Below are 12,852 nucleotides of genomic sequence, written 5' to 3' on the forward strand. Positions count from 1 at the left end.
AAGCCCTTCAAACAAAGGCCCGCCTGTGCAAATTGCACAGTGCGGGCACACACTTCTTAAAGAGATAGTCTAGCGGGACAATAAGGCCAGCACTAAACCTGCGAACAAACACCCCAAACCAATTAAACGAATTTTAAAGTCGTCCAACTCTGCCATTTTCTGCATTGTACTACGCCATACAGAAGGAAACGCAAAAGGCATGATTCCTTCAAAAATCAGCATCAGTGCAAAGGCTGCAAGCAAAGAATCAATCACTTCGCTTTAGGGTTTTTCATATATTTGAAGAATTCAGAGCTAGGATCCACCACCATCACATCGCTCTTCTTCGCAAAACTTTGCTTATAAGCATCCATGCTCTTATAAAACGCATAGAACTCTGGATTACGACCGTAGGCTTCACCATAAATAGCTGCCGCCTTTGCATCACCCTCACCCTTAATTTGCTGGGCCTTATTGTACGCATTTGCCAAAGTCACTTCACGCTGGCGATCTGCATCGGCCTTAATTTTTTCAGCTTCTGCGGAGCCTTCTGCACGCATCTGATTAGCAACAGCCTTACGTTCAGACTGCATACGCTCATAAACAGAGTTAAGCGTACTGTCTTCAAGCTCAACGCGCTTAATGCGCACATCGATCACTTGCACACCAATCCGTCCGGCATCTGCATCAGCCACTTTACGCACTGTTTCCATGACTTCATCGCGCTTGCCGGAAATCACATCCTGTACGGTACGCTTACCAAACTCATCGCGCAGCATATTGTTTACCGTATTGCGTAAGCGCTCAACCGCTTTACGCTGATCCACACCCACGGCTTTGTAATACTTCTCTACGTCGATGATTTTCCATTTAATAAAGCTGTCTACTTTTACGTTCATTTTTTCGATGGTCTGAATACGCGCAGGCGTTTCTTCATCAATCGTTAAAATGCGCTTATCAAAGTAGCGAACTTCCTGGAGCAAAGGTATTTTAAAATTAATACCTGGATTTTTAATCACGCGCACCGCTTCAGAGAACTGAAACACCACGGCGTACTGACGCTGATCCACCGTAAAAAACGAAGCAGATAAAACAAATAAAGCCAACAGAACCAAGGCTAAAGTAGAAAGAATTCGATTCATATTGCTCTCCCCTTAGCGGCCATCGCGCACAGTAGCGCGAACGTTACGATTAACAGCTGCATCGGCAGCAGGCTCAGCCACTTTTGCGGCCTCTGCAGCGGGAGCAGGTGCAGCCGCTGGTGAAGTCATTTGCATCAATTTATCCAAAGGCAGATAAAGCAAATTGCCATTCGATTTCTGATCGATCAACAACTTGGTTGTGTTCTGGAAAACCTGTTGCATCGTGTCAAAGTACATCCGGTCACGCGTCACTTGCGGCGCTTTTGCATATTCTGCAGCTACCTGTTTAAAGCGGGACGCATCCCCTTCTGCTTGTGATACAACGCGGGAGCGATAACCCTCTGATTCTTCGGAAAGACGCGCAGCCATACCGCCCGCTTTCGGAATAACATCATTTGCGTAAGCCGTACCTTCGTTAATCAGCCGTGCCTTATCCTGACGCGCTTTAACTGCATCAGAGAAAGCAGCCTGAACCTGATCTGGCGGCTGTACATCCGAGATATTGACACGAGACACCGCAACGCCCACGCCGTAGCGGTCAAGCAGGCTTTGCACGATTTCCTTGGTATCTTCACCAATCTTGCCGCGCCCTTCATTCAGCACGTAATCGACTTTATTCTTACCTACGACTTCACGAATCGCAGTTTGTGCAATCTGCTTAACCAAGTCTTTAGCATCACGATCAGTTGTGCGGTTAAAGAATACAAAGTCATGCGCAGATTTGAGGTTGTATTGCACTTCCAGACGCACTTCGAGGATATTCTGATCCCCGGTAAGCATCATGGATTCATCACCCGCACGGCCTTCGCCACCTGGACTGCCTACTTCCAGACTGCGAATTTCAGTCATATTCACGATTTCACGTGATTCTACCGGCCACGGTAAATGCCAATGCAAACCCGGCTTTTCAACCGTTTCCACATAGCGGCCAAAACGCATAATGACGGCATTTTCGCGCTCATCAACAACATAAAAGCCAGATGCCGCCCACAGCACAGCAACTGCGACGGCAACAACCACAGCAGCACCAGCGCCGCCCCGGCTGCTTCCTCCGTTTGGAGGCGCACCATCGCCACCTAAAAGGCGGGATATTTTGCCAGTGATATTACGAATAATTTCATCCAGATCAGGCGGGCCATTACGGCGACCACCCCATTGCGGGTCATTTTGACTCATTAGTTAACTCAGCTGTTTTTAGTGGATGGCTTAAAGCCTCAAGCAGCGCGGCGCGAAGTGCATCGAGCCCTGTCCCTTGGGTAGCACTCAAACGCACAGCGCAAATTCTACCATACTCGTCGTGATCAACACTCGGAGGCATGTCGCGCAGATCAATCTTATTATTGACCATCAATTGTGGAATACGTTCCGCACCAATCTCACTTAATACTTTATTCACCTCGATAATTTGCATATCGCGTAATGGATGATTGATATCCACCACATGCAAAAGTAAATCGGCCTGAATCGTTTCTTCTAAAGTAGCATGAAATGCGGCAACTAAAGTGTGGGGCAATTGGCGAATAAAACCAACCGTATCCGACAATACAATCGAATGCTCAGGATCAAGAAACAACTTTCTTGATGTTGTATCTAAAGTTGCAAACAACTGATCTGCAACATAAATTTTTGATTTAGTTAATGCATTAAATAAGGACGATTTACCCGCATTGGTATAGCCCACAATTGCAACACTAAACTGCCTGTTGCGCTCACGCGAACGGCGCTGTGTTGCCCGCTGCTTTTGCACTGTCGCCAGCTGATCCTTCAGCCGTTTAACACGCCCGCCCAATAAGCGGCGATCTGTTTCAAGCTGCGATTCACCCGGCCCCCGCATCCCGATCCCGCCTTTTTGCCTTTCAAGGTGAGTCCAGCCGCGAATCAAGCGTGTAGAAATATGCGACAGTTGCGCTAATTCCACCTGCAATTTGCCTTCTGCAGTCCGTGCACGCTGTGCAAAAATATCTAAAATCAGCGTCGTGCGATCCACAACCCGGCACTGTAAAACCTTTTCTAAATTGCGCTCTTGCGATGGTGAAAGCTGATGGTTAAAAATAACCAGTTCCGCCTCATGAACCCGTACCACTTCAGCAATTTCCTGCACCTTGCCTGTACCCGCAAAGTAGGCACGATCAGGCCGGCTGCGCTTACCCTCAACCGTTGCAAGAATTTGGGCCCCTGCACTTTCTACCAGCTGAACAAACTCTTCCACTCCATCCTGATAATCCACCTCACCAAAATCAAGGCAAACCAAGACGGCTCTGTCTCCACCCTTATGGCGTTCAAACATGCATGACCTTTTAATCAACAAATACCGTGCAAAGCTGTTTTAGCCCAACACAAAAAACCCCGAAAGACCCAGTCCATCGGGGTTTTTAAACCGTACTGCTTTTACTGAAGCCATTTCAATGAGATCAGCAGATCCTCAGGCATCAAGCACAACATCAGTCACAGAAGGTAACTGACCTGCATGCTCATGCGGAATAGATACCGGACGTGAAGGCACTACAGTCGAAATTGCGTGCTTATAAACCATCTGCGTCACATTATTACGCAGCAAAACAACGTACTGGTCAAAAGACTCAATTTGCCCCTGCAACTTAATCCCGTTTACAAGATAAATGTAAACAGGCACATGCTCTTTACGCAGTACATTCAAGAATGGGTCTTGCAACATTTGCCCCTTGGTGCTCATTATATTTTTCTCCAAATTCTTGTTATATCTTGATAGAGACAGATGGGTCTTACGCTTGTCAGTCCATTGAAAAGCAAAATCAGCACCGAGGCCATAGTAAAAAATGCTAAAAAACAGGTCTTTTTATAGTAAAACACAGTTATTTCAATATTTTTTGACCCAGTCTTAGCGCATTACTTTGCATTTCGACGGACTGTTATAGTACAAAACGCATTCTATGCCAAGCGTGAAAATTCCGAAATACTTTCAAGCTTTATCAGCGTTTACCGTATTTTTTTGGTTTCGCACCTTTCAGATGCGCCATAGGCATAGGCTTGGCACCCGCTGGCTTTTTCTGCTCAAACGGATTAACGTTCTTTTTAAACTGCACACGCAATGGCGTACCTTGCAAATTGAACATCTTCATAAAGTGATGCTCAAGATAGCGCCAATAAGAGTCCGGCACTTTTTCCAGCGCATTGCCGTGAACAATCACCACAGGCGGATTAGTGCCCCCCTGGTGGCAATAACGCATTTTAGGGCGGATTTTACCGGCAATAGGCGGCTGCTGACGCTCAAGCGCAATTTCCAGACCGCGAATCAGCTTAGGCGTAGGAATTTTAATCATTGCAGCAGCATAGGCCTGGTCGATAGAGCCAAACAACTCACCCACCCCCTGCCCTTGCAATGCAGAAATATAATGGAATTTAGCAAATTCCAGAAAGCCCAGCTTCCGGCTGATTTCACGCTTAATCATATCTTTCTGGAATTGATCAGCAGATTCCCACTTATTTATGGCTACAACCAATGCCCGGCCAGTCTCAAGTACGAAGCTGGCAATACGTGCATCCTGATCAGATACTTCCTGCGTTGCATCCAGCACCAGCACAGCCACATTTGCATCTTCTACCGCCTGCATGGTTTTAATGACCGAGAATTTCTCGATCACATCAGTCACCTTGCCGCGCTTTCGTACACCAGCCGTATCAATAATCGTGTAATTACGGTCATTCCGATCAAACTCAATATAAATCGAATCACGCGTTGTGCCCGGCTGATCAAACGCAATCACCCGCTCTTCACCTAAAATCGCATTTACCAATGTAGATTTACCTACATTAGGGCGACCAATAACGGCAAATTTAGGGTGATCCGCGTCTTCTTCTTCTTCAGGCTCCGGAAAGTCTTCCAGAATCTCATTAAACAGCAGACGCACACCTTCACCATGCGACGCAGAAATCGCCACGGGATGGCCTAAACCCAGCTCAAAGAAGTCCGCACATACAACCGATGCATTCATCCCTTCAACTTTGTTTACCGCAACCCAAACAGGGCAAGTCGACTGACGTAAACGATTTGCAATAATCTTATCTTGCGGAGTAATCCCATTACGGCCATCCACAATAAAAACAATGCAATCTGCTTCGTCAACGGCCTGCAAGGTTTGCCTTGCCATTTCAAACATAATGCCTTCATCGACAACGGGCTCAAAACCGCCAGTATCAACTACCAGGTAAGGCTTCTCACCGACCAGACCGTGTCCGTAGTGACGGTCACGCGTCAGGCCGGGAATATCGTGAACAAGAGCGTCGCGCGATTTGGTCAGTCGGTTAAAGAGCGTGGATTTACCGACGTTGGGACGACCAACCAGCGCAATTGTAGGTTTCATTTATTTACTTAAGCCTATTGAAAAAACATTGCCGGATAGCGTTTGCACCAGCAAATGCTCTCCAACCACTAAAGGACTAACCGCAATGCGCGCACCATCTGTAGCCTGCTGCGCGGCAAAGCTGCCGTCTTCTGTATTTAAAAAGTGGGTGTAGCCTGCAAAATCAGCCACAACCAGATACTTACCCAATACTGCCGGAGCAGTCACTGAGCGGGCGGCCAGTTTGTCCTGACGCCAGACACTACGGCCACTTTCACGCTCGAAAGCGTTCACATTTCCCGCTGCATCTACCGCATAAACATAGCGATAATCCATAGCCAAACCTGACCAGCTGGATAGTTCACGCGTCCAGGCCGCGCTGCCGCTCACCGCATCGAAACACGCAACACGTCCCTGATAAGCAACGGCACACACTAAGCGCCCATCAACAACAGGCGGAGCCACCACATCAGTCACCCGTTCAAGCTCAGTGGCACCGCGCGGAATAGCAACAGGGCTATCCCATAACACGCGGCCATCCTGCAGTGACAAAGCCACCAAACGCCCGCCTGATAAACCAGCATAAACCACATTGCCAGAAATAGTGGCGGCAGCATAATTACGCAAAATCAAGGCAGGCAGTTGTTTTTGATATTGCCACAGTTGTTTTCCGTCGGCTGCAGCATATGCACTTACCCGGCCATCGCCGGTTTTAACCACAACAATCCCTTTGGCAACAGCTGGCGGAGCCATGATTTCGCTCGATGCCTGCGTACGCCAAAGAAACTTTCCGCCGCGATCATACGCTAAGACGACACCCTTTACCGAGCCAACGGCAATAACATCGCCACCCAACCCTACTCCACCTGCAATCTCCTGCTCAGTTTTGATTTGCCAGCGGCTTTTACCACTGGCGGCATCAAGCGCCTGCAGCTTATCAGGAGAACCCGCGACAACGATCAAATCACCATCCACCGCTGGCACAAAACGGAACAATGTTTTATCGCCAGCCGAAGCACGCCACTGGCTGGAAACAGACAAGCTTTGTGAAATCACCGGCAAGGGTGATGGCTCTGGCGCATTGCTGACCGTACTGCAAGCCGATAAGCCTAATAAAGAAACAGCAACAACTAAGCGATAAAGATCTTGCATTAAGAATTCCCCAGGGCTTCCAGTTTCACTTCCACAAACTTCACGTTAGGTGCTTCTTTTGGCAGCTTAGCCACAGCTTGTTTATATGATTCACGGGCAGCAGCCTTATCACCCTTAATCAGTAATACATCGCCTTTCGCTTCAAAAAACAAACCTGCAAAACTTGTTTCTTCGTTTGACTTCAGCGTGGCCAGGGCGTCATCAAATTTTTTCTGATCCAGCTGCACTGCAGCCAGACGCAAACGGGCCACGTCACGCAAGCCTGCCTCTTTCGCATTCGCAATCACCCACTGCAACTGAGCCACAGCAGCAGGCACATCATTGGCTTCTGCACTGGATTTAGCTAAAAGCAAGGCCCCGCGGGACGCAAAAGCAGTGCCTGAATAGTCTTTCTTTAACTGCTCGGCCGCAGGCTTCATTTTTGCAAGATCTTTAGCCTGTGCCTGCTTATCAAGCTCTGCATAAATGACACCCGCTTTAGCAGATTGCGATGCAAGATAGGCATTCCAGCCCTTCCAGCCTGCATAGGCCACCAGAGCAGCCAGCAAACCCAAAGAAATCAACTTACCCCAACTGTCCCACCACGCTTTGAATTCCGCAATTTGTTCTTGTTCTTGTAGATCGAAAGCCATGTTTTACTTCCCTTCGTGTGTATTGGAGATAATCATTGCAAGTTCAGCAAGGGCGACCGTGCGTTGTTCGCCCGCGCCCTCACCATTAAGCGTTTTAAGATTTGCAGACTGTGTTTCTGCCTCTGTTTCACCAATGACTACAGCATACCGCGCCTGACTGGCATCGGCTTTTTTAAACTGAGATTTAAAACTACCACCACCACAATGCAGGACCACTTTCAGCCCTGCAGCGCGCAACTGCTGCGCAGCCGCAAAAGCCAGCCGCCCTGCAGCATCGCCCAGATGAACAATATAAGCATCAGGCGCTGCCAGAGGCACAGCCACCGCCTGCTCTTCAATCAGCAGCAGAATGCGCTCGATACCCAGACCAAAACCAACAGCAGGACAAGGCTTACCACCGAGCATTTCAACGAGGGTATCGTAACGGCCACCGCCCGCGATTGTGCCTTGCGAGCCTAAATCAGTAGTAACCCACTCAAATACAGTACGGTTGTAGTAATCCAAACCACGCACCAGCCGCGGATTAACGCGATAGCTAATCCCAGCCACATCAAGCAAAGCTTTCAAGCCCTCAAAGTGCTGGCTTGATTCTTCACCCAAAAAGTCACTCAATTTTGGCGCATTTTCAGCCATTTCCTGCAAAGCAGGATTTTTTGTATCCAGAACACGCAACGGATTTGAATAAAGACGGCGCTTACCATCTTCATCCAGAATATCAACAAACTGCTCCAGATAGCGGATCAGCGCTTCGCGATGCGCAGCACGCTCTTCTTTATCACCCAGAGAGTTGATTTCCAGGCTGACATTTTTCAAGCCAAGGCGCTGCCAAAGATCGGCCAGCATCAGCACAATTTCAGCGTCCACATCAGGGGTAGCCATGCCAAAAGCTTCTACACCGATCTGATGAAACTGGCGGTAACGGCCTTTTTGCGGGCGTTCATGACGATACATCGGGCCCATATACCAAAGGCGCTGGGTTTGATTGTAAAGCAGACCATGCTCAATGCAAGAGCGTACGCAGCCTGCAGTCCCTTCCGGACGTAATGTCAGCTTCTCACCATTAAGCTTGTCTTCAAAGGAATACATTTCCTTTTCAACAATGTCAGTATGCTCACCCACGCCACGAACAAATAAATGGGTTGATTCAACAATCGGCATACGAATGTTTTTATAGCCATAAGCCGCCAGCCAGTCGCGCGTTACTTGTTCAAAATAAAGCCATACTGGTGACGCATCCGGCAGAACATCGTTCATGCCTCTGATACCCTGGATTTGATTAGACATTTATTTTTTCTTAATTATGGTTTACTTGAAATGTAAAATACATCACCTGAAACTGATCAAAACAAGGCTGCGCAATCTGACACACCTGCCCGCTTATCACTCAAACCTCTAATCCTTCCTGTTTTGACCAGCAACTCATCCTTCTTTATTCTGGCCTGCACAATAAAACAGACCTCAGCCATACAGGCTTAAATCGCCTTCAGGGGAATAACTTTGGGGCGTAATTCCTGGCGCTTTGCACCGCCTTCGCCATAACGGGTCTGCACATAATCCAGCACAATCGCCTGGAAAGACTCGCTAATCTGATCCCCTTTCAGGGTCACGGTTTTTTCACCATCTACATAAACAGGGCACACAGGAATCTCGCCTGTACCTGGCAATGAAATCCCCACATCAGCCAGTTTGGATTCGCCCGGGCCATTCACCACACAGCCCATAACGGCTACCGTCATATCGGCCACACCAGGGTATTGCAAGCGCCACACAGGCATTTGCTCACGCAGGAAGGCCTGAATGCTGGAAGCTAATTCCTGAAACACAGTAGAAGAAGTGCGGCCACAGCCGGGGCACGCCGTTACCAGCGGTGTAAACGAGCGCAAACCCATGGTTTGCAGAATTTCCTGCGCCACAACAATTTCTGTACAGCGATCACCACCCGGCTCTGGCGTAAGAGAAATACGAATTGTATCGCCGATCCCTTCCTGCAAAAGCACCGACAAGGCTGCGGTCGAAGCTACAATCCCTTTCGAGCCCATGCCGGCCTCTGTCAGCCCCAGATGCAATGGATAATCACAACGAGCGGCTAATGAACGGTAAACCGAAATCAAATCCTGCACATGCGATACCTTGCAGGACAATAAAATCTGATCCGGGCTCAGGCCCCAGCTGATCGCCTGATCTGCCGATTCCAGCGCCGATACAATCAAAGCCTCGCGCATCACCGCATCTGCAGGCAATGGCTTATCCAGCTTCGCATTGGCATCCATCAGTTTCACAACGACAGACTGATCGAGAGATCCCCAATTGACCCCGATACGAACCGGCTTTTTATATTTAACAGCCTGCCCGATCATAAACGCGTATTTTTCATCGCGCTTACTGCCCTTGCCCACATTACCCGGGTTAATCCGGTATTTGGCCAGTGCCTGCGCGCAATCAGGATAATCGCGAAGCAGCCTGTCACCATTAAAATGAAAATCCCCCACCAGCGGCACATCGCAACCCATGGCATCCAGGCTGGCGCGAATAGTGGCCACCTGAGCAGCCGCCTCAGGGCTGTTAACCGTAATGCGCACGAGCTCTGAGCCAGCCTTCCACAGCTCATAAACCTGCTGTGTTGTTGCTGCGGCGTCGGCAGTATCAGTATTGGTCATGGATTGCACCACCACCGGATGATCACTGCCCACCCATACATTACCAACCTGAACTTGGCGTGTTTTACGGCGGGGGATTGAAATCGTTGTCATGTTCTGCTTCAGCTAAAAGGGTTTTATTTCAACTCGAACGTCGCTACATCGCCACGGGTATAAGTGGTTAAATCGACAATTTGATTGCGGAAAGTCAGTTTGGTATGTGGCGCATTGCCGATTTTTAAACGATAAGGCGGAACACCCGACACGCTTCTGGCCATTCCCGGCCTGAGCAGCTCGCTGACTAATTTAGCTCCGGTTGAGTCTTGCACCTGCACCCAGGAATCCTGCTGCACAGCAATAGTCAGCTCACCCGGCACAAGCGCCTGCGCTGCACTGGCAGGGGCTGCAACAGGCGCACTGGCAACGGCTGGCTTGGCAATGGCCACGGCACTTGCCACACTGGCGGTTTCAGTTGCCACAGCACTTGCCTGCAAACTGACCGTCTGACTTGCTGACTGAGCGGCTACTTCACTGGCTTCATCCAACACCACCACTTTGGGCAGTGTCGCAGTAGCAGAGGCAAGGAGCTCAGGCTGAACAGGCTGCTGCAAATACCAAACCACGCCTGCAGCGCCAACCGCTACGCCAATGGTTACCACTGCGCCCAGCAAAAAGGTATTTGCCTTACCGCCCGACCCAAGCAAGACCGAGGCATCTTCATTTACGCGGGGCAAAGCAGCTTGTTGTCTTTCCTGAGGCAGGCACGTTTCTAAATGCGCCAACAACGGGGCCATAGGCAAATCAAGGAAGCGGGCGTAATTACGCACAAAACCACGGACAAAAGTATTGCCCGGCAATTCATCAAAACGCTCGCTTTCTATCGCTTCAATTTGACGGGGAGTCAGCTTAAGCTGGGCCGATACTTTATCAAGTGAATAACCCAACTCAAGCCGGCGCGCCTTTAAAGCAGCACCCGCAGTCTGGACAACACTCTGTGGCGCTGAAGAGGAATCAATTATTTCGGTCATACACGTCCGTTAATCAATCATAGGAACCGCTGGATAGGCGGGCCATTTCTTGCGAATCGGGGAATTTCTTGCGTAATTGCTCTGCCAGTTTATTTTCTGACTCTTTGTTGCCTGCCTGATGCTCAAGCTGAATACCCAGCCAAAGCAATTCTGCGCTGGCCGGGGCCAGCCTTTGCAGTTCAGAATAATACCGTTTCGCCAGCGCCAAATCTTTCGTGCGCATGCCGTATTCAACCAGCTTTGCTCTGGCTGCTAAATTATCCGGGCGGATGCGTAATGCGCGTTCAAAATAAATGCGCGCATTGGCTTCATCACCACTTTTTAATGCACATTGCCCTGCGGCCAATAAGGATTTATCCGGTGTGCTGTAAAGCGCATTTTTTTGAGTTGCTAAAAGAAGCTGTATTCCTTCTGCATACTGCCCTTTCTGGCACAGATACCAGCCATAGTTATGATTGATATCCGCATCATTAGGCGATAACTGCACTGCACGGGCAAAAGATTGTCTTGCTGCCTCGTCTTCACCCAATTCAGCATGAATCAGGGCCATAACATTATGAGCGGGGGCATAAGAAGCATTGACAGCAAGGGCTTTATTCACCTCATCAAGCGCTACTGCGTACTGCCCCCGTTTTAAATACTCTGCACCCAATTGCGTTCGCAAAGAGGCTCTGTCTTCCTCACCTTCTGCAGCACCTGCAAAAGAAGTTACAAGCAGAGCGGCCGTCATTACGAACACGGGTAATTTCATCAGAGATCGCCATTTTGAGGGTGGAAAATAATGGCCTGGGCATCACCTGCCAGGCGCTTTTCAACGCGGCGGGTCTTATCCAATACCTGCCCGGCAAGCTGACCACAGGCAGCATCAATATCGTCGCCCCGTGTTTTACGCACGGTGGCCACATAACCCGCGTTAATCAAAATATCACGAAACCGCATAATTGCATCCCGCTGCGAGCGCTTATAGCCCGAATTGGGGAATGGATTAAACGGAATCAAATTAAATTTACAAGGCACATCACGCACCAGTGCAACCAGCTCACGCGCGTTTTCTACGCTGTCATTAATACCATCAAGCATCACATATTCGAAGGTAATAAAATCACGCGGCGCTTTTTCCAAATAACGTGTACACGCTGCCAATAACTGGCTCAGCGGATACTTTTTATTGATCGGAACAATATCATCACGGATTCTATCATTAGGCGCGTGTAAGGACACCGCTAATGCGACCGGACAATCTTCACGCAGGCGATCCATCGCAGGCACAATACCCGAGGTTGAAAGCGTTACGCGGCGGCGGGATAAACCGTAAGCATTGTCATCGAGCATCAGCTTCATGGCAGCAACCACATTATCGTAGTTTGCCAGCGGCTCGCCCATGCCCATCATTACCACATTAGACACAATGCGGGTATCACCATTTCTGTTGTCTTCCAGGCCAGCATCACCCAAGCGTGACGCATCCAGCGACATACGGCGATTGGCCCACCACAGCTGACCAATAATTTCTGCAGTACTTAAATTACGGTTAAATCCCTGACGGGCAGTAGAGCAAAAACTACAATCTAAAGCGCATCCCACCTGACTGGATACGCAAAGCGTACCGCGATCGTCTTCAGGAATAAATACCGCTTCAACACCATTACCAGTACCCACATCCAGCAGCCACTTGCGCGTGCCATCTTTGGCAATTTGCTCGGCCATCAAAGCAGGTGGCGTAACGGCCGCGTCCAAGGCCAGTTTTTGCCGAAACGATTTGGCGATATCGGTCATTGCATCAAAATCCGGCTCACCACGCTGATGAATCCATTTCATCAGCTGCTTGGCACGAAACGGCTTCTCGCCATATTGCGCCATCAGGCCGGCCAAACCCGCCGCATCATAGTCCAACAAATTAACTGACATTACTTTCTACCCAATATAAAAATCACTACCCAGCCACTACAGCTGCAAGATGTGCC

Annotated in this window: 13 protein-coding genes; all 13 read right to left on the reverse strand. The window is 49.2% G+C overall.

Going from position 1 to position 12,852, the window contains the following annotated elements; genetic code table 11:
* Positions 1-69 precede the first annotated feature (69 nt).
* The 13 genes from HA050_RS16215 to rlmN all read right to left on the reverse strand — a co-directional run bounded on the left by HA050_RS16215 (position 70) and on the right by rlmN (position 12,796).
* Positions 70-255, reverse strand: a complete 186-nt coding sequence (locus HA050_RS16215; protein WP_166828363.1) for a DUF2065 domain-containing protein — start codon at positions 253-255, stop codon at positions 70-72.
* On the reverse strand, positions 252-1,121 hold the full coding sequence (hflC, locus tag HA050_RS16220) for a protease modulator HflC (RefSeq protein WP_166828366.1): 870 nt from the start codon (positions 1,119-1,121) through the stop codon (positions 252-254). Before hflC ends, HA050_RS16215 begins: the two co-directional genes overlap by 4 nt.
* A 12-nt stretch (positions 1,122-1,133) precedes the next feature.
* Complete coding sequence (hflK, locus tag HA050_RS16225) at positions 1,134-2,297, reverse strand: FtsH protease activity modulator HflK (RefSeq protein WP_166828369.1); 1,164 nt, start codon at positions 2,295-2,297, stop codon at positions 1,134-1,136.
* Positions 2,284-3,408, reverse strand: a complete 1,125-nt coding sequence (gene hflX, locus HA050_RS16230; RefSeq protein WP_115227151.1) for a GTPase HflX — start codon at positions 3,406-3,408, stop codon at positions 2,284-2,286. The genes hflK and hflX overlap by 14 nt, the downstream gene beginning before the upstream one ends.
* A 135-nt stretch (positions 3,409-3,543) precedes the next feature.
* A complete protein-coding gene (gene hfq, locus HA050_RS16235) occupies positions 3,544-3,813 on the reverse strand; it encodes an RNA chaperone Hfq (RefSeq protein ID WP_166828372.1) in 270 nt (89 codons plus the stop codon).
* Between the two features lie 256 nt (positions 3,814-4,069).
* Entirely contained in the window at positions 4,070-5,461 is a 1,392-nt protein-coding gene (gene der / locus HA050_RS16240; protein ID WP_166828375.1) for a ribosome biogenesis GTPase Der, read from the reverse strand.
* A complete protein-coding gene (bamB, locus tag HA050_RS16245; protein WP_166828378.1) occupies positions 5,462-6,592 on the reverse strand; it encodes an outer membrane protein assembly factor BamB in 1,131 nt (376 codons plus the stop codon).
* Positions 6,592-7,224, reverse strand: a complete 633-nt coding sequence (locus tag HA050_RS16250) for a YfgM family protein (RefSeq protein ID WP_166828381.1) — start codon at positions 7,222-7,224, stop codon at positions 6,592-6,594. Before HA050_RS16250 ends, bamB begins: the two co-directional genes overlap by 1 nt.
* Before the next feature lie 3 nt (positions 7,225-7,227).
* Entirely contained in the window at positions 7,228-8,508 is a 1,281-nt protein-coding gene (hisS, locus tag HA050_RS16255; protein WP_166828384.1) for a histidine--tRNA ligase, read from the reverse strand.
* Positions 8,509-8,696: 188 nt separating this feature from the next.
* Positions 8,697-9,974: a flavodoxin-dependent (E)-4-hydroxy-3-methylbut-2-enyl-diphosphate synthase gene (ispG, locus tag HA050_RS16260; protein ID WP_166828387.1), complete on the reverse strand. Its 1,278-nt coding sequence runs from the start codon at positions 9,972-9,974 to the stop codon at positions 8,697-8,699.
* A 23-nt stretch (positions 9,975-9,997) separates the two neighbouring features.
* Complete coding sequence (locus tag HA050_RS16265) at positions 9,998-10,888, reverse strand: helix-turn-helix domain-containing protein (protein WP_166828390.1); 891 nt, start codon at positions 10,886-10,888, stop codon at positions 9,998-10,000.
* Between the two features lie 13 nt (positions 10,889-10,901).
* Positions 10,902-11,639 carry a type IV pilus biogenesis/stability protein PilW gene (gene pilW, locus HA050_RS16270; RefSeq protein ID WP_166828393.1) on the reverse strand — a complete coding sequence of 246 codons (738 nt, stop codon included), beginning with the start codon at positions 11,637-11,639 and terminating at the stop codon, positions 10,902-10,904.
* The gene (rlmN, locus tag HA050_RS16275) at positions 11,639-12,796 is read right to left on the reverse strand and encodes a dual-specificity RNA methyltransferase RlmN (RefSeq protein WP_166828396.1); all 1,158 of its coding nucleotides are present in this window, start codon (positions 12,794-12,796) and stop codon (positions 11,639-11,641) included. The genes pilW and rlmN overlap by 1 nt, the downstream gene beginning before the upstream one ends.
* Positions 12,797-12,852: the final 56 nt, after the last annotated feature.

Source organism: Iodobacter violaceini (genome assembly GCF_011601265.1).
Taxonomy (GTDB): Bacteria; Pseudomonadota; Gammaproteobacteria; order Burkholderiales; family Chitinibacteraceae; genus Iodobacter; species Iodobacter violaceini.

Coding starts and splice junctions, on each gene's coding strand:
- der (WP_166828375.1), bottom strand. CDS start 5,461: ATGAAACCTACAATTGCGCTGGTTGGTCGTCCCAACGTCGGTAAATCC.
- ispG (WP_166828387.1), bottom strand. CDS start 9,974: ATGACAACGATTTCAATCCCCCGCCGTAAAACACGCCAAGTTCAGGTT.
- bamB (WP_166828378.1), bottom strand. CDS start 6,592: ATGCAAGATCTTTATCGCTTAGTTGTTGCTGTTTCTTTATTAGGCTTA.
- hflX (WP_115227151.1), bottom strand. CDS start 3,408: ATGTTTGAACGCCATAAGGGTGGAGACAGAGCCGTCTTGGTTTGCCTT.
- pilW (WP_166828393.1), bottom strand. CDS start 11,639: ATGAAATTACCCGTGTTCGTAATGACGGCCGCTCTGCTTGTAACTTCT.
- hflC (WP_166828366.1), bottom strand. CDS start 1,121: ATGAATCGAATTCTTTCTACTTTAGCCTTGGTTCTGTTGGCTTTATTT.
- HA050_RS16265 (WP_166828390.1), bottom strand. CDS start 10,888: ATGACCGAAATAATTGATTCCTCTTCAGCGCCACAGAGTGTTGTCCAG.
- rlmN (WP_166828396.1), bottom strand. CDS start 12,796: ATGTCAGTTAATTTGTTGGACTATGATGCGGCGGGTTTGGCCGGCCTG.
- hisS (WP_166828384.1), bottom strand. CDS start 8,508: ATGTCTAATCAAATCCAGGGTATCAGAGGCATGAACGATGTTCTGCCG.
- HA050_RS16250 (WP_166828381.1), bottom strand. CDS start 7,224: ATGGCTTTCGATCTACAAGAACAAGAACAAATTGCGGAATTCAAAGCG.
- hfq (WP_166828372.1), bottom strand. CDS start 3,813: ATGAGCACCAAGGGGCAAATGTTGCAAGACCCATTCTTGAATGTACTG.
- hflK (WP_166828369.1), bottom strand. CDS start 2,297: ATGAGTCAAAATGACCCGCAATGGGGTGGTCGCCGTAATGGCCCGCCT.